The organism is Streptomyces sp. NPDC026301, assembly GCF_055567935.1.
On sequence record NZ_JBVHPN010000002.1, the window covers coordinates 410565 to 429449 of the forward strand.

Below are 18885 nucleotides of genomic sequence, written 5' to 3' on the forward strand. Positions count from 1 at the left end.
CGAATTCTATTGACGGCGCAAACAATAATCCAACCAGACGGTATTGATCTGTCGTGGAGATTTGGGAAAGCTTCGTTCCGGTCCTACCGGTCGTGAACGGTCGGCCCCCGAGTCCGGACGCGGCGCGTGCGTACGGGCCCTGCAATCGTCCGCAGCCCTCTATCCCCAGGAGCCTCCCCCCATGGCCGCGCCCGTCCACCCCGCCACCCACCGCGAAGTCCGCCTCGCCGCCCGCGCCGACGGCGCCCTGACACCGGATCACTTCACGGTGGTCGACACTCCGCTGCCGGAACCGGCCCCGGGTACGGTCCTGGTGCGCAACCGGATCATGGCCGTGACCGCCGTGATGCGCACGATGATGACCGGGGCCGAGCTGCCCATGCCCTCCTTCGTGCCGGGCCGGGCGCTGTGGGGCGCGGCGATCGGCGAGGTCGTCGAGGCGCCCGGCGGCGGCTTCGCGCCCGGCGACCTGGTCCGGCACGACCTGGGCTGGCGGGAGTACGCCCTGGTGGACGCGGCACGGGCGCAGCGCATCGACCCCGAGGCGCTGCCCGACCCGGCGGCGCACCTCTCGCAGGGCGCCACCGCCTGGGGCGCCCTCGTGCACATCGCGCGGGTACGGCCCGGTGACACGGTGTTCATCACCGGCGCGGCCGGCGGCGTCGGCAGCCTCGCGGGCCAGCTCGCCCGGCGCCTGGGGGCGCGCCGGGTCATCGGCTCCACCGGCTCGGAGCGCAAGGCCGAGTACCTGGTGAAGGAGCTGGGCTACGACGAGGTGGTGCTGCGCGGCGCCGGGCCGATCGGCCCGCAGCTGCGCAAGGCGGCGCCGAACGGCATCGATGTCCTGCTGGACACCGTGGGCGGCGAGCAGCTGGCGGCGGCGCTCGAATCGGCCCGTACCGGCGCCCGGTTCGCGCTCGTGGGCGCGCTGTCGGCGCAGCTGGGGGCGGGGGCCGGGACCACGGCGCCGGTCGAGCTGGACACCGCGCTGGTGGTCACCCGGCGGGTCGCGCTGCGCGGCTTCTCGGTACGCGACCACCCGGGCCTCGCGCAGGAGTGGGCCGAGGAGTTCGGGCGCGGCCTGCGCGACGGCACGCTGATCTTCGCGCACAGCCGGCTGCGCGGCCTGGACCAGGCCCCGGAGGCGCTGCGCGAACTCGTCCAGGGCGACCACACCGGGGCGGTGCTGGTCGAGCTGTGAACTCCGTGCGGCCCGCCGGGGGGCGGGCCGGGCGGCCGCCGTAGGGGCCCACCCCGACGGGTCCCGACGGCATACGGGCGTGGCGGCCACCGGACCACCGGTGACCGCCGCGCCCGCGCGACGACCGCCGCGCGCGGCGGCCCGGGCGGTCGGGTGCGGACGACCGCAGGGGGTGTACGCCTCGCAAGGTGTGTATGTCTCGCGGCGTGTGTACGACGGTCAGCGCGGCGGCGTGCGGCGCGGCGCGAAGGCGGCGGGGTCGCGCCCCGCGGCGCCGCGCAGGGCGGGCTGGGGGACGGCGGCGCGCGGCCCACCGGGCGGCCCGGCGCGCAGCGGGCGCCCGGCGCCGGCGCCGGCGGGCACCCGGGGCGCGGGCACCAGCTGCCGCCACATGTCCGTCACGGCCTCCCGGCTCCACCACGTACGGTCCGTGTGGCCGAGCTCCAGCAGCCCCACCACCATCGTGGTCAGCGCCCGGGCGAGCCGCTGCGGGTCGGTGTCCGGGGGCAGCCGGCCCGCCGAGCGGTCGGCGGCGGCCTTCTCCAGGAACAGCGTGCACCACCGCCGGTGCAGCAGGGTGCCGCTGGGTGTGGGGTCGCTCTCCGGGCGGATCCGCAGTCCGGCGCGGACGACGATGTCCCGGTCCACCCGGTCCAGCAGGGCGGCGGCGAAGTCGCGGGACGCGGTCAGCACCGGGTCGGGCGCGCGCAGCAACTGCTCCTCCAGCTCGCGCAGCGCGCCGAGCGCCTCGTCGCGGACGGCGAGGGTCAGCTCTTCCTTGGACTCGAAGTGGAAGTAGAGCGCGCCTTTGCTCAGTCTCGCGCGCCGGCTGATGTCGACCATGCCGGAGGCGGAGACGCCCTTGTCGATGAAGCTCTGGGCGGCCGAGCGGATGAGCGCCTGGCGGCTCTGGATCGCGCGGTGCTGCGTGGGCACTGTGTCCGTCCTGTCTCTCGTCCGGCTCGCGGGCTCGATGAGCCGAGGGCTCGGTGACGCGGGAGCCCGATGGCTCGATGGCTCACATGGTTCATGGTTCACGTGGTTCGATGCGGCGAAGGGTACCGAGAAAAACCAACCATGCGGTTTCAATATGGTACGGCCCGGCAAAGTCGGGCGCGGTAACCGGCCGATCCCTCGAAGCCGAGGTGGCTGAAGTGTTACCCCCATGATCGCGGCCCTGTGGCGGTCGGGTCGCGGTTCGTCCCGGGCGTCACAGGCGTTGCGGTCGTGTACGCGTTGTGTGTGAGGTGTGGCTCAGCGCATTGACAAACAGCGCAGGCGGTTTTTAAATCTGCAAAGGCGAGCAACGAAACGCGTTGCCTCCATGAAAGCCGTTGTAACGCTTCCCCGCCAGGCCCCCGCGGCGTTGCGTGCCGACGGATTCGCTTCACTCTTCACACATGCATCGGTTTCAGTTCCTCATCGCCGGTGGGAGTCCTGGACTCCGGCCGGCCCGTCAACGCATCGGAAGGTATCGAGCAATGCGCGATTCAGCGGACGTCGGCGAAGGCATCGGGGGGGCGCCGCGGGGCGGTGGCGCGGTTCCGATCCGGGCTGTCGTATTCGACCTGGACGGCACCCTCGCCGACACGCTGCCCGCCATTGGCCGGCTGCTCTCGAAGGTGGTCGCGGAGCAGGGGCGCCGGGTGACGCCCCGGCAGGCCGCGGCCGCGGTCGGCAAGCCGGCCCCCGCCGCCTTCGGGCAGCTGCTCGGCCGCCCGGAGACGGACGAGGCGGTGCTCACCGCGATGGGTCGCTACCGCGAACTCTTCGCACACGAAGTGCTCCGTGAGGGCCCGCGGCTGCTGTTCCCCGGCGTCTCCTCCGGCCTGTCCGCGCTGCGCGCGCACGGCATCGAACTGGCCGTGGCCACCTCCAAGGTGGCGCGCAGCGCCGAGGCGCTGCTGGACGTGATGGGCATCCGCGACCTGGTCGGCCCGGTCGTCTGCCACGACATGGTGCGGCGCGGCAAGCCGCACCCGGAGATGGCGCTGCGCGCCGTCTCCCAGCTCGGCGTCTCGCCGCGCGAGAGCGCGTACGTCGGCGACACCGTCGGCGACATGCGCATGGCCGTCACCGCCCACATGGCCCCGATCGCCGTGACCTACGGCGTGGGCCGCTTCGGGGAGCTGGCCGCGGTGGCCGGCACCCGGATGTGCAGCTCCTTCCGTGACGTGGTCGCCGCCGTGGCCGCCACCCGCCCCCGCCCGGTCGAGATGGCCGCCGGGCACCACCGGATGCGCTGAGGCGCTCCACTGCCCGTCCTCCTGGGGCCGTATCCGCGTCCGCCCCGTACGACGCCCGCTCCGCACGACGTGCCTCACGCGCGGCCGCGCCGCCACCCTGACGGCCGTCTCCCGCCCGTCGGCACGCCGGACCCCCCATGCGGAGGCCCGTCCCTCACCCGGGACCCAGTGCGCCCCGCTCAGCCAGTACCCCGTGCGCGAACTCCGCGCCCGCCGCGTGCAGCCGCCGGTGCAGCCGGCCGAAGACCGCCGCCGCGCGGCCGCCGGGCCAGTCCTCCGGCAACAGCGCGGCGGGCAGGCCAGGATCGGCGTACGGCAGGCGCCGCCAGGCGTCCAGGGCCAGCAGATAGTCGTGGTACGCCGCCTCCGGCACCGTCCCGCGCCGGCGGGTCCAGCGCCGCAGCACCGGCTCGTGCGCGTCGAGGAACGCGCGGTGCCGCCCGGCGATCGCGGGCAGGTCCCACCAGCGCGCCACCGCCTCCACCGTGGGCGCGAACCCGGCATGCGCGCCGGTGAAGAGGTCGACGTACCGATCGAGTTGGAGGCGCCGCACCACGTGCCGGGTCTCCTCGTAGAGATGGCCCGGCGCGATCCATACGCCCGGAGCCGCGGTACCGAAGCCGAGCCGGGCCAGCCGGGAGCGCAGCAGGTGCCGCTTGTGCCGCTCCTCCTCGGGTACCGAGAACACCGCCAGCACCCAGCCGTCGCTCGCCCGGGCGGCGGGCCGCCCGTAGATCCGCCGGTCGCCGTCGGCCAGCAGCTCGCGCGCGTCCGCCGACAGCGCGTATCCGGCGCCCCCCGCCGGCGTGCGCGCGGGCACCAGCAGCTCGCGGCGCTTGAGCCGGGAGACCGCCGAGCGCACCGACGGCGGGTCCACGCCCACCACGCCCAGCAGCGTGATCAGCGCGGCCACCGGCACCGGCCCCAGCGGTTCCCCCTTCGCGTCGCGTCCGTACGCGCCGTAGAAGGTGACGATCAGGGACCGTGGGGTGCGCTGCGGCTGCGGGTCACTCACGCCGTCACTCTAAAGGGGCGCCCTGAAGAGGCGCGCGCAGCCGGAAGCGCTGGAGTTTGCCGGTCGGCGTCCGGGGAAGCGCGTCGTGGAAGACGATCTCGCGCGGGCACTTGTACGGCGCGATCTCGGCCTTGGTGAACTCCCGCAGCGCGGCGACGGTTTCCTCCGAACGGGGGAGGTCCGTGCCGAGCACCACATGGGCCACGACCACCTGTCCGCGCGCCGCGTCGGCACGGCCGACCACCGCGGCCTCGGCCACCGCCGGGTGCCGCAGCAGCGCCTCCTCGACCTCGGGCCCGGCGATGTTGTACCCGGCCGAAATGATCATGTCGTCGGCGCGCGCGACATAGCGGAAGTAGCCGTCCGGCTCGCGCACATAGGTGTCGCCGGTGAGGTTCCAGCCGTCCCGTACGTACTCCAGCTGGCGCGGGTCGGCGAGGTAGCGGCAGCCGGTCGGACCGCGCACGGCCAGCAGCCCCGGCTCGCCGTCCGGCAGCGGCCGCCCCGCCGCGTCCACCACCCGCGCCTCGTACCCCGGCACCGGCACCCCGGTGACCCCGGGACGGGCGGCCTCGTCGGCGGCCGAGAGGAAGATGTGCAGCAGCTCCGTCGCGCCGATGCCGTTGATGAGCCGCAGGCCGGTCGCCTCGCGCCAGGCGTGCCAGGTGGCGGCGGGCAGGTTCTCGCCCGCCGAGACGCAGCGGCGCAGCGAGGAGACGTCGTACCCGGCCAGTTCGGGCAGCATCGCGCGGTAGGCGGTGGGCGCCGTGAACAGGACGGAGACGCGGTGGGCCGCGATGTCGCGGAGCAGTCCGCGCGGCCCGTTCCCTTCGGTGAGCAGCGCGCTGGCCCCGGCCCGCAGCGGGAAGACCACCAGGCCGCCGAGGCCGAAGGTGAAGCCCAGCGGCGGGCTGCCCGCGAAGACGTCGTCCGGCACGGGGCGCAGCACGCGTGCCGAAAACGTGTCGGCGATGGCGAGCACGTCCCGGTGGAAGTGCATGCAGCCCTTGGGGCGCCCGGTGGTGCCGGAGGTGAACGCGATCAGCGCGACGTCGTCGGCGGCGGTGTCCACCGCGGCGTACTCGGCGGGCTTGCCGGCGGCCAGGCGCAGCAGGTCGTCCGGTGCCCCGCCGCCGTACGCGGTGACCGCGAGGCCGGGCAGCGCGGCCTTGGCCAGGTCGTCCACCGACCGTACGTCGCACACCGCATGGCGGATACGCGCGATGTCGCACAGGGTGGCCAGCTCATGGGTGCGCTGCGCGGCCGGTACGGTCACCGCCACCGCGCCCGCCTTCATCACCGCCAGCCAACAGGCGGCGAGCGCGGGGGAGTTCGGCCCGCGCAGCAGTACTCGCGCGCCGGGCCGCACGCCGAGGTCGTCGCTCAGTACGTGCGCGATGCGGTTGACGCGCTCGCGCAGCTCTCCGTACGTCCAGACCGTCCCGGTGCCGTCGCGCAGGGCGGGCCGCCCCGCGCCGAACCGGTTCAGCGAGCCGTCCAGCAGCTCCGTACCGCAGTTGAGCCGGTCGGGATACCCCATATCGCCGAGGTGCGGCCACTGCTGGGGTGGTGGGAGATGGTCGCGGGTGAAGGTGTCGGCGTGGGCCGAAGGCTGTAGGTCCATGACGCATGCGCCCCCTCGTGACGCTCAGCCGTGGTGTCCGAGGGCCGCCGGGGACTGCCGTACGGACGGTTCGCCAGCGTAACGTGTTCGTGACGACAGTCAACAGACCGCGATAAGGGAGCCGCCCTGTGACCGCATTCGCGCTCGACGCCGGGGACGTGGCCTGGTGTGCCGAACTCCGGGCCCTGACCGCCGCACAGCTGCGCCCGCTCGCCGAGAAGGGCGAGCCGGGCCGGGTCAACCGCCCGCTGGTGGCCGCGCTCGGCGAACTGGGGCTGCTGCGCCGGCTGTTCCCCGAGGGTGGCACCGTCCGCGCCCTGGACCTGTGCCTGTTGCGGGAGTCCCTGGCGCAGGAGTGCACCGAGGCGGAGACGGCGCTCGCCCTCCAGGGGCTCGGCACCTATCCGGTACTCCAATCCGGTACCGAGGAGCAGCGAGCGCGCTGGCTGCCGGAGGTCACCGCCGGGCGCGCGGTCGCCGCCTTCGCGCTCAGCGAGCCCGGCGCCGGGTCCGACGCGGCGGCGCTCAGCCTGGCCGCAGAGCCGGACGGCCCCGGCGGCAGCGGCTGGCGGCTCACCGGCGAGAAGTGCTGGATCTCCAACGCGCCCGAGGCGGACTTCGCCACCGTCTTCGCGCGCACCGGCGAGGCCCCCGGCGCCCGCGGCGTCACCGCCTTCCTCGTCCCCGCCGACCGCCCCGGACTGAGCGGCGAGCACCTGGACATGCTCAGCCCGCACCCCATCGGCACGCTGGTCTTCGACGGCGTCCCCGTCACCCGCGCCGACGTCCTGGGCGAGCCGGGCCACGGCTTCGGCGTCGCGATGCGCACCCTGAACCTCTTCCGGCCCAGCGTCGGCGCCTTCGCCGTCGGCATGGCCCAGGCGGCGCTGGACGCCGCACTGGAACACGCCGCCACCCGTGAGGCGTTCGGCGCGCCCCTGAAGGACCTGCAGTCCGTCTCCCACCGCCTCGCCGACCTCGCCACCCGTATCGAGGCGGCCCGGCTGCTGGTGTACGCGGCGGCCGCGGCCTACGACGCGGGCGCGCCCGGCATCGCCAAGCGCGCCGCCATGGCCAAGCTGCTCGCCACCGAGACCGCCCAGGAGGCCGTCGACGCCGCCGTGCAGATCCACGGCGCCCGCGCCCTGCGCCGCGGCCACCTGCTGGAACACCTCTACCGGGAGGTGCGCGCGCCGCGCATCTACGAGGGCGCGACGGAGGTGCAGCGGACGATCATCGCGCGGGAGCTGTACCGCTGACGGACGTACTGTCTCCGGTGGGAACTCCTGGTCGACTTCGTCCACCGGGAGCCGGTGGCCGAGCTCCCGGCCGTGCGGTAGAGTTGATCTTGAGCGCGCCGCCGGGAAACCGGTGACGGCCCAGGCGTTGGTGGTCCAAGGAAAGACGCCCCGCTTCCTGCGGGGAGATGCAGGTGCAAGGCCTGCCCAGCGCTCGCGACGAACCCCGGTCTCCGCACGGAGACCGGGGTTCTGCCATTGCCCCCGGCGGGGGCTGGGCACGGGCTCTCAGGGGCGGGCCTTCTTGAGCGCCGTGGTGACGGCGTCGAGCAGGCGGTACCGCGAGACCGTCGCCTCCTCGTGGGCGGCGGCTTCGAGCCGGCGCGGGACGTCGTCCAGCGGAACGCCCAGCCGCGCAAGGGAGTCGAGCGTACGCGCGGCCTCCGCCCCGGTCGCCTCCTCCTGCTGGACGCGCTGGATGCGGCCGTGGTCGGCCACCGCCCACAGGAGCTGCTCCGGCATCGCGCTGACCGTGCCCGGCGCGAACAGCCCGTCCGCGTAGTGGGTGTCGCGGTACACGGTGTCGTGCACCGTCGTCGCGGTCCACAACAGCCGCTGGCGCCGGGCCCCGAGCCGCGCGTGCGGCTGCCAGGCGGCGCCGTCGTACGTCCTCCTGTGCCGCGCGAGGGCGAGCCGGGCGACGGCCAGGGCGGTCTTGCCGCGCAGGGCCAGCGCCGCCTCCGTACCGATGCCGTCGAGCAGCGGGTCCACCGCACAGTCGATCGGGCTGACGTGGAACGACGCCACGGAATGGATGCGGGCCAGCGGGCGGCCCGCCCGGGAGGCCAGCTCCAGACCGGCGAGATGCGCGTCGGCGACCTGCTGATAGCGCTCGGCCGAGAACACCGCCGCGGCGTTCACGCCGATGCCCTCGGCGAGACAGCCGGTGATCGCCGCAAGGCCCGTGTCGGTGGCCGGAATCCTGATCAGCAGGTTGGGCCGGTCGATCTCCCGCCACAGCCGGCGGGCCCACTCCACGGTCGCCGCACTGTCGCCGGAGAGCCGCGGATCGATGTCCACCGACACCAGCCCCGTCGTGCCGTGCCGCGCGAGGTGGACGGGCAGCAGTACGTCACAGGCCCACCGCAGGTCATGGGCCGTCAGCTCCCACACGGCCTGTTCCACGGTGGCCTCGCGCGCGGCCAGGCCCCGCAGCTGTTCCGCGTACGCGGGTCCCGCGGTCACCGCGTGGAGGAACAGCTCGGGGTTCGTCGTGGCGCCGGACACGCGCCAGTCCTTCACCAGCGCTGCCAGGGCGCCGCTGCCCAGCAGGAAGCGGCTGATGCCGTCGAGCCAGAAGGAGATCCCCGCGTCGTTCAGCTGCCGCAGCCGTGGCGCGGTCATCGGGCCCGCCGGCGGAGGGTGACGCGGCGGTGGCGCGCGGTCCGCGCGGCGGACGGGGCGGCCGCGGCGGCCGGGCGTCCGGTGGTGCCCCGTGCGGGGTGGGGAATGTACTGCACACACCGACCCTCGCTCAGGGCGCGGGGAACCAAAAGGGGGCGCACCGGACTCCGTCAAGTAGCCCGCGATTTCTGGCCGTTCGGGCAAGAATCCGCGCCCCGAGGGGCATGCGGGCCGGCGCCGGCGTGCCCGGCCGGGCAGCGGCGCCTACGCCTCCGCCGGACCGGACCGTCGGCCGGGGGCGGCCGTCTCCCGCTGCTGCCGCAGCACCTCCCGGGCCCGCACCAGGCGCAGGGCGAGCTGGACCTCGACCGCGCGCTCGCCCTTCTGCCAGCCGGACCCGAGCAGTTCCGTGATCCGGTCGAGCCGGCGGGCCACGGTGTTGGCGTGGATGTACAGGGCCTCCGCCGCGCGGGTGGGGCTCTGGCCCGAGGCGAAGTACGCCTCCACGGTGCCGACGAGATCGGCTCCGCGCTCGGCGTCGTGGTCCAGCAGGGGACCGATGGCCGAGGCGACGAACCCGTCCACGTCCCGGTCGTCGGAGAGCAGCAGCCCGAGGAAGCCGAGGTCGGCCATGGAGGCGGCGTTCCCCGCCTCGCCCAGGATGGCCAGTGTGTCCAGGCAGCGCTGCGCCTCGTGGTGCACCCGGGCCACCGACGCGAGCCCGGTGCCGGGACCGGCCGCGCCGACGGTCACGGGCTGCGTCAGGGAGGGCGACAGCTCGTCGGACACGGCGCGCGCCGCGGCCGAGGCGTCGGAGCCGGGCAGCAGCAGCACGATGCGCCCGTCCCGTACCGTCTTGAGCCCGCGGTGCCGGGAGCTGTACGACGAGGCCCACACGACGGCCTTGCCGTGCTCGCTGCCCTCGGGCCGGATCGCCACGACGACGTACGGCTCGTCCAGGTCCACCTGGAGCCGCTGGGCGCGCGTGGCGAGCCGGTGCGGCGCGCGCAGCGGCACGGCGAGGAGCTCGTCGAAGAACTCGTCACGGACCGGCCCGGCCGCGACCGCCGTGCTGCGCTGGATCACCAGCAGCATGGCCACCGCCTGCCCGGCGAAGCGGAGGAACCGCCGCCCTTCGGCGTCGAGTCCGGCGGCGGGCCGGAACAGGACGATGCCGAGGTTCTCGGCCCCCGCGCTGACCGGGGCCGCCCAGAGGTCCGCCGCGAGGGCGACCGGCTCGCCCGCCGCGTGCGCCTCCAGCACGGCCCGGTCCGTCACCGCATCGGTGAGCCCGGACGCCTCCCCGGCCGACGTCAGGACCCGCCCGTACGCGTCGCTCACCACCAGCCCGCCGTCCAGTGCCTCGGCCGCGGTGCTCGCGAGCTGCTGCAGGTCGCTGCCGTCGAGGACCAGCGAGGCCAGCCGGGACTGGGCGTCCTCCAGGTACGTCATGCGCGCGACGGTGGCCCGCGCCCGGGCGCCCAGGGACTCCAGCTCGGCGATCTCCGAGCGCGTACGGTCGAGGAGTTCGGCCTTCTCCAGGGCGACCGAGGCGAAGTCCGCGAGCGAGCGCATCACGCTGATCTCGTCGGGCGTGAAGTGCCGCACCACGCGGTTGGCCCCGTAGAGCACGCCGATCGGCTCGCTCCCGCGCAGGATCGGCACCGCCATGATCGCGGAGAGGCACTCCGCGCGGACGACGGCGTCGACCTCCTCCCAGTGCGGGATCCGGTCGTCGTTGAGGTAGTCCGTGGTCCAGAAGGGCGCGCCCGTGGTGCGGACCAGGTCGCTCAGACCGCGCTGCTTGCGCACCACGAGGCCGGTGTTGAGGGCCGTCGTGTCGCCGTCCGAGCTGTGGATGTAGGAGTTGTCCTCGGCGTCGCGCAGGCTGACGTACGCCATGTCGAAGCCGAGCAGTCTGCGGGCCCGGCTCGTGACGACCTTCAGCAGGGTGTCGGGGCTGGAGGGCGCCGCCATGTCGTGCACGGTGTCCACGAGCCCGGTCATGAAGGTCTCGCGCCGGCGGCGCTGGCTGACCGACGCCTGGACGTCCAGCGCCAGATGCGTCGCCCGCTGGAGATCGGCGAGCCCGTCCGGTGACAGGGACAGCCGCCGGCCGCGCTGGAGCAGTTCGTGGAACCGGTCCGGCGGTGAATCCTGCGCGAGCAGTTCCAGAACGGCCAGTGCCGGGACGCCGATGGACTCCTCGCCCTTCACCTTTGCATCTCCCCCCGAGACCCCGAACGCGTCGAGCCGCTTGAATGTATGTGCCGCCGTGGGCCGAGTCAAGCACGAGTCAAGCCCCGGTCAAGCGGCTGACCTGGAAATTCGCATTCTGCCGGTGGCTGCGACATCACTCGGCGGCCGCGCGGTGTTGTGGGACCACCTTTTGCCCGCCGTCCGGCTCGGCAACGATCAACGCGGGGGCCGGGAACGGACTTCGCCCGGGGGTGGCGACGACGTTCGCGGCGATCAATGAGAAACGGGGGCGGGATGGCCGCGATCAAGAACTACGTGCTTTCTCTGGAGCGGAGCAGAGCGGCGCTGCTGCACAAGGAACGGCCGCGGACGTTCGCCATGGCGGGCGCCGAATGGGATTTGCTGGACGGGGTGTTCGCGCCGCCTTTCTCCGCCTCGACCGGCGCGGCCATGGAACTCCTCGGCCTCACCGGGCCGGACCCGGCACTGTGGCGTGGCTCGTTCCTGGAGGTCGGCTGCGGTACCGGAATCATCGCCGTGTCCGCCGCACGGGCGGGCTGCGACCGCGTCACGGCCCTCGATATCAGCGCGGACGCCGTACGGAACGCCGCCATGAACGCGGCCCGCCACCACGTGGCCGACCGCGTGAAAGCCGTGCACAGCGACCTCTTCGACGGACTCGTGCCGGGCGACCGGTACGACACCGTTTACTGGCACTCGAATTTCGTCCTGGCCCCGCCGGAGTACCGCTACCTGTCGGTGCACGAGCAGGCGTACGTCGACCCCGGCTACCGCGCTCACCGGCGCTATCTCGCCGAGGCACCGTCGTACGTGACGCCCGGCGGAAGGGCCCTGCTGCACTTCAGCGAGCGCGGCGACCTCGCGTCGCTGGAGGCGATGGCCGCGGACTGCGGCCGCCGGCTGCGGGTGCTGCGCAGCCGCACGGTGCGCGAGGGCGCGGAAAACGTCGGGCACTTTCTTCTGGAGATCACCGATACGGCGACCGAGCGGCGCGCGGCGGCCCGCTGAACCGGCGGCGCCGAATGCGAGAAAGCCTTGTCGGCCCCGAGTACTCCCCTTCGTACGTACTCCTTCGTACTCCTTCCCGAGCTGAGAAAAGAATCGTGCGGACTCTGCTGATAGACAACTACGACTCCTTCACCTTCAACCTCCACCACTACCTGTCCCGGGTCAACGGAGTCGAGCCCGTGGTGCTCCGGAACGACGACCCGCGGTGGGATCCGGCGCTGCTCGCCGAATTCGACAACGTCGTACTGTCACCGGGACCCGGAAACCCCGGCCGCCCGGCCGATTTCGGAATCTGCCGGGAGATCGCCGAACGCGGCGACATTCCGGTGCTCGGCATCTGCCTGGGCCACCAGGGGCTGGCGCTGCTGCACGGCGGCACCGTCGCCCGGGCCCCGGAGCCGCGGCACGGCCGCACGTCACTGGTGCGGCACACCGGCACCGGACTCTTCCGCGGCCTGCCCTCGCCCTTCGAAGTGGTGCGCTACCACTCGCTGGCGGTGACGGACCTGCCGGACGGGATGGAGGCGGTGGCGTGGACCGAGGACGGCGTCCTGATGGGGCACCGGCACCGGTCCCGCCCCCTGTGGGGAGTGCAGTTCCACCCGGAGTCGATCCTCACCCAGTACGGCCATGAACTCCTGGCGAACTTCCGCGAGCTGACCGCGGAATGGCAGGCGGGACGGGGTACCGGACGCGGTGCCGGACGACGAGACGCACCGCACGTACCCGCCGTCGCGGAGCCCGTCGAGCCCGCCGGACCCGTCACGCCCGCCGCCCCCGACGTACCCGTCGTGCGCCGGCTGCGTGTCCTGACCGAGCAGCTGCCGACACGATGGCGCGACGAGGTCGCCCACCAGCGGCTCTTCGGCCGCAGCGAGAACGCGTTCTGGCTGGACAGCAGCAGGGCCGACGCGGACGCCGGGCGGTTCTCCGTCATGGGCGACGCCGCGGGGCCGCTCGCGCGCGTGGCCAAGGCCGATGTGTGGAGCCGCACCGTCACGGTGAGCTCCGCCGAGGGCCTGCAGATCGTCACGGGCGAGTTCCTCGACTGGCTCGACCGGGACCTGCGCGGCATGGAGACCGAGCTGCCCGACGTGCCCTTCGAATTCACCCTCGGCTGGGTCGGCTACCTCGGGTACGAGCTGAAGACGGAGTGCGGCGGCGACCTGGTGCACCAGGCGGAGGACGCCGACGCCGCCATGGTGTTCGCCGACCGCGCCGTGGTCCTGGACCACCTCACCGGGACCACCCATCTGCTGGCGCTGGCGGAGGACGACGACGAGCGCGACGCGCGCTCCTGGCTCACCGCCACCGCGCGGACGCTGGAGTCCCTCGCGGGTGTGCCCGCCGGCGAACCGGCCCCGCCGGCCCCGACCGCCGGGATCCGGCTGCGCCACGAGCGCGACGGCTACCTGCGGCTGATCGACGCCTGCCAGGAGGAGATCGCCGCCGGGGAGACCTACGAGGTCTGCCTGACGAACCTGGCCGAGGCGGACTGCCCCCTCGACCCGTGGGAGGGCTACCGCGCGCTGCGCCGCTTCAGCCCCGCCCCGTACGCCGCGCTGCTGCGCTTCGGCGCGCTGTCCGTGCTCAGCACGTCGCCCGAGCGGTTCCTGCGGGTGAGCGCGGCGGGCGTCGCCGAGTCCAAGCCGATCAAGGGCACCCGGCCGCGCGGGGCGACCGCGTCGGAGGACGCCGCGATCGTCGCGGAGCTGCGCGCGAACGAGAAGGACCGCGCGGAGAACCTGATGATCGTCGACCTGGTGCGCAACGACCTCGGCCGGCACGCCGAGATCGGCTCCGTCGAGGTCACGGGGCTCTTCGACGTCGAGTCGTACGCCACCGTCCATCAACTGGTCAGCACCGTACGCGCCAGGCTGCGCGCTGACCGTACCGCGGTGGAGTGTGTGCGGGCCGCGTTCCCCGCCGGGTCCATGACGGGCGCGCCGAAGGTACGCACGATGCAGATCATCGACCGGCTGGAGGGCGGACCGCGCGGCGTCTACTCGGGGGCCATCGGCTACTTCTCGCTGTCCGGGGCCGCCGACCTGAGCGTGGCGATCCGCACGGCGGTGGTCACGCCCGGGCGCGTCCGCTACGGCGTGGGCGGAGCCATCGTCGCGTTGTCGGACTCGGAGGAGGAGTTCGAGGAGACGGCGGTCAAATCGGCGCCGCTGCTGATGCTCACCGGAGCCGAGTTCCCGGGCCGCCGCAGGACGGACTCGGTCCCCGGGTGACTCCCGGGAAGCGGTGGTGCGGGCCCCGCCCCGTCGCGGTGCCCGCACCACCGGCACGGTGTCCCCGCCACCGCAGCGGCCGCGCGCGGGCGGCACAAAAGGCGTGACAGGGCGGCCGGGTGGTGGTGGGAGCACCACCCGGAGGCGCAAGAGGGGAGCCTGCGCACCTCGTCCGAGGCGGCCGGCCGGAGCGATTCTTGAGGCGGTCGAAGGATCACCGTGTCAGAGGGGGAGACCCGTGGTTGTGTCCGTCAGTGCAGGAAGAGCGGTACGCGAGCAGTCCTGGTCCGCCGCGCCGTCCGGGCCCGCGGGAGCGCCGGAGGCCCGGGAGGCGGTGACCCGCGGACTGGGCGACGTGCTGTTCGCCTCGTTCGCCCGCAGGGACCAGCGCCGCAAGGGGGAGCAGTACCTGCGCGGGCTGCTGCAGACGGAGGGCCGCAAGTCCATCCGTAACATCGCGGCCCAGGTGGGCGGTTCGGCCACCGAGCAGAGCCTGCACCACTTCATCAGCAGCTCCACCTGGGACTGGCAGCCCGTGCGCGAGGCGCTCGCCGGCCACCTCTCGCGGCTCGCCACGCCGCAGGCATGGGTGGTGCACCCGATGGCCATCCCCAAGGCCGGCGACCAGTCGGTGGGCGTGGACTACGGCGTCGACCCCTGTACGGGCATCTTCCGGGGCCAGCGCGCCTTCGGCGTGTGGTACGCCACCGAGACGCTCAACACCCCCGTCAACTGGCGGCTTTTCCTGCCGGGCTCCTGGGACGGTGACGAGGAGCGGCGGCGCCAGGCCGAGATCCCCGAGGGAGCGGGCGGGGAGACCCTGGAACAGTGCGCCGCGGCGGCTGTACTGGAGGTGATGGCGTCCTGGCGGGTGCCCGCCCGCCCGGTGGTGCTCAACACCCACATCAACCGGATCGGCGCCACCATCGGCCGGTTCAGCGCCGCCGGGGTCCCGGTGATCGCCCGGATCCGCGGGACGGACCGGCTCATGATGGGCGACCCGGCGCTGCCCGGCTACGACGGGGGAGCGCTGACGGCCGAGCGGATCCTCGCGGGCGTGCGCGGGCTGCGCCGCCCCGTCCGCGCGGCCGGCACGGGCGACACGCTGGCCGTCGCGGTCCGGGTGGCGTGCGTCGGCGAGCCGCCGCGCCGGCGCCGGGGCGGCGCGGCCGACGCCCCGGGTGACCTCGTGCTCGTCGGGGAGTGGCGGGACCCGCAGGGCCCGCCCGCCGCCCTGTGGGTCACCAATATGACGGCGGTCCCCGCGGGGGCGCTGCTGCGGCTGACCGGGCTCGGCGGCCGGGCCTGCCAGGACCTCGCGGCGGCGGGCGAGGACGTGGGGCTCAAGGACTTCGAGGGCCGCTCGTTCCGCGGCTGGCACCGCCACATGACCCTGGCCTCCGCCGCGCACGCCGTGGCCGCCCTGTCGCGCACCGGCGGCGCCCCACCAGTGGGCGCAGGGCGGGGACTTGACGGACTCCGGACCACCTGACGTAGTCGCGCCGCCGGCGTTGGCGCCGGTCCGCGCGTGCCGCACGATTCAGGCCACAGGGCGCCGCGCGGAGACGATTTCCGGCGGCCCGGAGGGGGAGCATCCGTGACATCCATCGGGAAGCCGGACGGTGACGGCCGGCCCGGTTCCGCGACCGTCGAGAGCGTGCCGATCGACCGGCTCAAGCCGTCCGACTCGCCGCGCGGCGGTTCCTGCGACGAGAGCCACGTCCGCGCGCTCGCCGACTCCGGCCGGGAGTTCGAGGCCATCGTCGTGCACCGGCCGACGATGCGGGTCATCGACGGCATGCACCGGCTCCGCGCCGCCCGGCTGCGCGGCCACCACGCCATCGCGGTGCGCTTCTTCGACGGCAGCGAAGCGGACGCGTACGTGCTCTCCGTCCAGCTGAACGTCCGGCACGGCCTGCCGCTGTCACGGGCCGAGCGCCGCGCCGCAGCCGAGCGCATCCTGCGTACCCACCCCCACTGGTCCGACCGGGCCATCGCGGAGCGCACCGGCCTCAGCGGCAAGACCGTCGGCAAGCTGCGCGGGTGTGCGAGTGCGGAAATTCCTCAGCCGCACACCAGGGTCGGCAGGGACGGCACCGTACGGCCGGTCAGCAGCCTCGACGGGCGGCTGCGCGCGGCCGGCCTGATCGCGGCCGACCCCACCGCCTCGCTGCGCGAACTGGCGCGCAGGTCGGGGCTGTCCACGGCGACGGTGCGCGACGTGCGCGACCGGCTGCGGCGGGGCGAGGACCCCGTGCCAGGGGGCGGCCGCGGCTCCGGCGGGCCCCTGGCGCGTACGAATGCACCTGCCGGGCCGTCCCTGCGGCTCGACGCCGGGAGCGGGACGGGGGAGGGCGAGGAGCGCCCCGACCCGGTGGCCACGGCGGTGCGCAAACTCGTCAAGGACCCGTCCCTGAAGGGCAGCGAGCCCGGCCGGCAGCTGCTGCGCGCCCTTCTCGCCACCGAGCTCACCCCCCACCAGTGGCGGCGGATCGCGGCCGCCCTGCCCGGACACTGCGCACCACTGGTGCGCACCGTCGCCGCCCAGCGGGCCGCCGAGTGGAACGCCCTGGCCGACGCGGTCCCCCCGCGCGTCCAGGGCGCCGCCTGACCTTCCCCCAGGCGTCCAGGCTTCCTGCCTTCCCGGGCCGAGCGCCGGGGCAGCCCGTACCGACGGGCCGCCCCGGCGTGCCCGTATTTCCGCGTCCGCGGCAAAGAAATCCGACTGTTGAAATCCGACCGTTGAAGATTCTTCCGTACCCGGCATCCGGTCATTAGGCTGCGATGAGTCCGATACGGGAATTGCCGTGACCGCCGCCTTCGGCGAGCGACATCCGGCCGGCCCGTGACGCGCTTTCCCGCCGTCCGGACCTCCTGCGCGCAAAGCGCCTCCGCCATTCATCCGGCAGTCATCAGCCATGCACTGCGAAGGGATTTCCATGTCTGAAACCGCAGCCTCCCAGGGATTCGCCGACGCGGCCGAACTGCGCCGCGCGCACCGGGCCGTCGTGGAGCAGTACATGCACACCAAGGGCGAGGCCCGCCTCCGGCGGCACAAGCTCTTCACCGAGGACGGCAGCGGTGGCCTGTGGACCACCGACACCGGTTCCCCGATCGTCATCAACGGACGGGACCGCCTCGCCGAGCACGCCGTCTGGTCGCTGAAGTGCTTCCCGGACTGGGAGTGGTACAACATCCGCGTTTTCGAGACGGATGACCCGAACCACTTCTGGGTCGAATGCGACGGGCACGGCAAGATTCGGTTCCCCGGTTATCCCGAGGGTTACTACGAGAATCACTTCCTGCACTCGTTCTCGCTGGAGAACGGGAAGATCAAGCAGAACCGCGAGTTCATGAACCCCTTCGAGCAGCTGCGCGCGCTCGGCATTCCGGTGCCCGAGATCAAGCGCGAAGGAATACCCACCTGACGGTTCCTCCCCCTCGGCGGAGCCGGCCCTTCCCCCCTTGGAGAGCAACATGGAAAACGTTCTGCGCGCCTTCGAGTCCCGCGCCGCGCTGCAGCAGCCGCAGTGGGCCGACCCGCATCAGCTCCAGCGGGTCAGGGAGACCCTGGAGGCCAGGCCCCCGCTCGCCAGGGCCGACGACATCCGTACGCTGCGTTCCCTGCTCGCCCGGGTCGCCGCCGGCGAAGCCATGGTGGTGCAGGCCGGGGACTGCGCCGAGGACGTGAACGAGCACACGCCCGGCTATGTGGCCCGCAAGGCCGCGCTCCTGGACCTGCTGGCGGGCGTCCTGCGGATGGCGACGCACAAGCCGGTCATCAGGGTGGGCCGGATAGCGGGCCAGTTCGCCAAGCCGCGCTCGAAGGCCACCGAGTGCATCGGCGGGGTCGAACTCCCCTCGTACCGCGGCGACATGGTGAACGGCCCGGAGCCGGACGCCGAGAGCCGGCGCCCCGATCCGCTGCGCGTCCTCGCCGGGTACATGGCGGCCAACGACATCGTGGAACACCTGGGGTGGAAGGGCCGCGCCGAGGGCCAGGGCATCGAGGCACCGGTGTGGACCAGCCACGAGGCCCTGCTCCTCGACTACGAAGTGCCGATGCTGCGCCGGGACGAGCACGGCGGGAGCTACCTCGGCTCCACGCACCTGCCGTGGATCGGGGAGCGGACCCGTCAGGTGGAGGGCGCCCATGTCGCCCTGCTCGCCCAGGTGTTCAACCCAGTCGCCTGCAAGGTCGGCCCGGGCATGACGCCCGAGGAACTGCTGGCCCTGTGCGAGCGCCTCGACCCCGGCCGTGACCCCGGCCGGCTCACGCTGATCGCCCGCATGGGCGCCGACCTGGTCGCCGACCGGCTGCCCCCGCTCGTCGAGGCGGTCCGCGCCGCGGGCCACCCGGTGATCTGGCTGACCGACCCGATGCACGGCAACACCGTCTCGGCCCCGGACGGCCACAAGACCCGCATGGTGGCGACGGTCGCGCGCGAGGTGCGCGACTTCCAGCAGGCCGTGCTCGCCGGCGGGGGCATCGCCGGCGGCCTGCACCTGGAGACCACGCCGGACGACGTCACCGAGTGCGCCACCGATCAGGCCGGCCTCGCCCGGGTCGGCGAGAAGTACACCAGCCGCTGCGACCCGCGCCTGAACCCGTGGCAGGCCGTCGACGTGGTCTCGGCCTGGAACGGCTGACCGGAACGGCCGACTGCACCGGCCGACTGCACCGGCCGACCC

General features: G+C 73.7%; 14 protein-coding genes. 9 read left to right on the plus strand and 5 right to left on the minus strand.

The window, feature by feature from the left end; genetic code table 11:
- Positions 1-181 precede the first annotated feature (181 nt).
- Entirely contained in the window at positions 182-1201 is a 1020-nt protein-coding gene (locus ACZ4MH_RS04965; RefSeq protein ID WP_351595139.1) for an MDR family NADP-dependent oxidoreductase, read from the plus strand.
- 219 nt (positions 1202-1420) lie between these two features.
- Here ACZ4MH_RS04965 and ACZ4MH_RS04970 read toward each other — a convergent pair whose 3' ends face one another.
- Positions 1421-2137 (minus strand): TetR family transcriptional regulator, encoded by a 717-nt coding sequence (locus tag ACZ4MH_RS04970; protein WP_467754093.1) that lies wholly within the window; start codon positions 2135-2137, stop codon positions 1421-1423.
- Between the two features lie 545 nt (positions 2138-2682).
- On the opposite strand from ACZ4MH_RS04970, the gene ACZ4MH_RS04975 reads away from it, so the two are divergent.
- Positions 2683-3447 (plus strand): HAD family hydrolase, encoded by a 765-nt coding sequence (locus ACZ4MH_RS04975; protein ID WP_351588219.1) that lies wholly within the window; start codon positions 2683-2685, stop codon positions 3445-3447.
- Between the two features lie 154 nt (positions 3448-3601).
- Here the strand turns inward: ACZ4MH_RS04975 and ACZ4MH_RS04980 are convergent, their stop codons facing one another.
- Together ACZ4MH_RS04980 and ACZ4MH_RS04985 are read right to left on the minus strand one after the other, a co-directional pair.
- Positions 3602-4462: a PaaX family transcriptional regulator gene (locus ACZ4MH_RS04980; RefSeq protein WP_351588222.1), complete on the minus strand. Its 861-nt coding sequence runs from the start codon at positions 4460-4462 to the stop codon at positions 3602-3604.
- Positions 4463-4466: 4 nt separating this feature from the next.
- Complete coding sequence (locus ACZ4MH_RS04985; protein WP_351588224.1) at positions 4467-6086, minus strand: AMP-binding protein; 1620 nt, start codon at positions 6084-6086, stop codon at positions 4467-4469.
- A 128-nt stretch (positions 6087-6214) separates the two neighbouring features.
- On the opposite strand from ACZ4MH_RS04985, the gene ACZ4MH_RS04990 reads away from it, so the two are divergent.
- Entirely contained in the window at positions 6215-7345 is a 1131-nt protein-coding gene (locus ACZ4MH_RS04990; protein WP_351588227.1) for an acyl-CoA dehydrogenase family protein, read from the plus strand.
- Between the two features lie 267 nt (positions 7346-7612).
- On the opposite strand, the gene tal is transcribed toward ACZ4MH_RS04990, so the two are convergent.
- A complete protein-coding gene (tal, locus tag ACZ4MH_RS04995) occupies positions 7613-8728 on the minus strand; it encodes a transaldolase (RefSeq protein ID WP_351588230.1) in 1116 nt (371 codons plus the stop codon).
- A gap of 264 nt (positions 8729-8992) precedes the next feature.
- Entirely contained in the window at positions 8993-10945 is a 1953-nt protein-coding gene (locus tag ACZ4MH_RS05000; protein ID WP_351588233.1) for a helix-turn-helix domain-containing protein, read from the minus strand.
- 276 nt (positions 10946-11221) lie between these two features.
- Here ACZ4MH_RS05000 and ACZ4MH_RS05005 point away from each other — a divergent pair, with 276 nt between their 5' ends.
- The 6 genes from ACZ4MH_RS05005 to ACZ4MH_RS05030 all read left to right on the plus strand — a co-directional run bounded on the left by ACZ4MH_RS05005 (position 11222) and on the right by ACZ4MH_RS05030 (position 18843).
- Positions 11222-11956 (plus strand): methyltransferase domain-containing protein, encoded by a 735-nt coding sequence (locus tag ACZ4MH_RS05005; RefSeq protein ID WP_351588236.1) that lies wholly within the window; start codon positions 11222-11224, stop codon positions 11954-11956.
- A gap of 95 nt (positions 11957-12051) precedes the next feature.
- Positions 12052-14193, plus strand: coding sequence for an aminodeoxychorismate synthase component I (gene pabB, locus ACZ4MH_RS05010; protein WP_351588239.1), 2142 nt, complete (start codon positions 12052-12054; stop codon positions 14191-14193).
- A 334-nt stretch (positions 14194-14527) separates the two neighbouring features.
- Positions 14528-15685, plus strand: a complete 1158-nt coding sequence (locus tag ACZ4MH_RS05015) for an IS701 family transposase (RefSeq protein ID WP_467754196.1) — start codon at positions 14528-14530, stop codon at positions 15683-15685.
- Between the two features lie 105 nt (positions 15686-15790).
- Positions 15791-16804 (plus strand): ParB/RepB/Spo0J family partition protein, encoded by a 1014-nt coding sequence (locus ACZ4MH_RS05020; protein WP_351588245.1) that lies wholly within the window; start codon positions 15791-15793, stop codon positions 16802-16804.
- A gap of 328 nt (positions 16805-17132) precedes the next feature.
- Positions 17133-17621 (plus strand): PhzA/PhzB family protein, encoded by a 489-nt coding sequence (locus ACZ4MH_RS05025; protein WP_351588248.1) that lies wholly within the window; start codon positions 17133-17135, stop codon positions 17619-17621.
- 49 nt (positions 17622-17670) lie between these two features.
- Positions 17671-18843 carry a 3-deoxy-7-phosphoheptulonate synthase gene (locus tag ACZ4MH_RS05030; RefSeq protein ID WP_351588251.1) on the plus strand — a complete coding sequence of 391 codons (1173 nt, stop codon included), beginning with the start codon at positions 17671-17673 and terminating at the stop codon, positions 18841-18843.
- The last annotated feature ends 42 nt before the right edge of the window (positions 18844-18885 follow it).

Coding starts and splice junctions, on each gene's coding strand:
- ACZ4MH_RS04985 (WP_351588224.1), bottom strand. CDS start 6,086: ATGGACCTACAGCCTTCGGCCCACGCCGACACCTTCACCCGCGACCAT.
- ACZ4MH_RS05030 (WP_351588251.1), top strand. CDS start 17,671: ATGGAAAACGTTCTGCGCGCCTTCGAGTCCCGCGCCGCGCTGCAGCAG.
- ACZ4MH_RS04975 (WP_351588219.1), top strand. CDS start 2,683: ATGCGCGATTCAGCGGACGTCGGCGAAGGCATCGGGGGGGCGCCGCGG.
- ACZ4MH_RS05025 (WP_351588248.1), top strand. CDS start 17,133: ATGTCTGAAACCGCAGCCTCCCAGGGATTCGCCGACGCGGCCGAACTG.
- ACZ4MH_RS04965 (WP_351595139.1), top strand. CDS start 182: ATGGCCGCGCCCGTCCACCCCGCCACCCACCGCGAAGTCCGCCTCGCC.
- ACZ4MH_RS05005 (WP_351588236.1), top strand. CDS start 11,222: ATGGCCGCGATCAAGAACTACGTGCTTTCTCTGGAGCGGAGCAGAGCG.
- tal (WP_351588230.1), bottom strand. CDS start 8,728: ATGACCGCGCCACGGCTGCGGCAGCTGAACGACGCGGGGATCTCCTTC.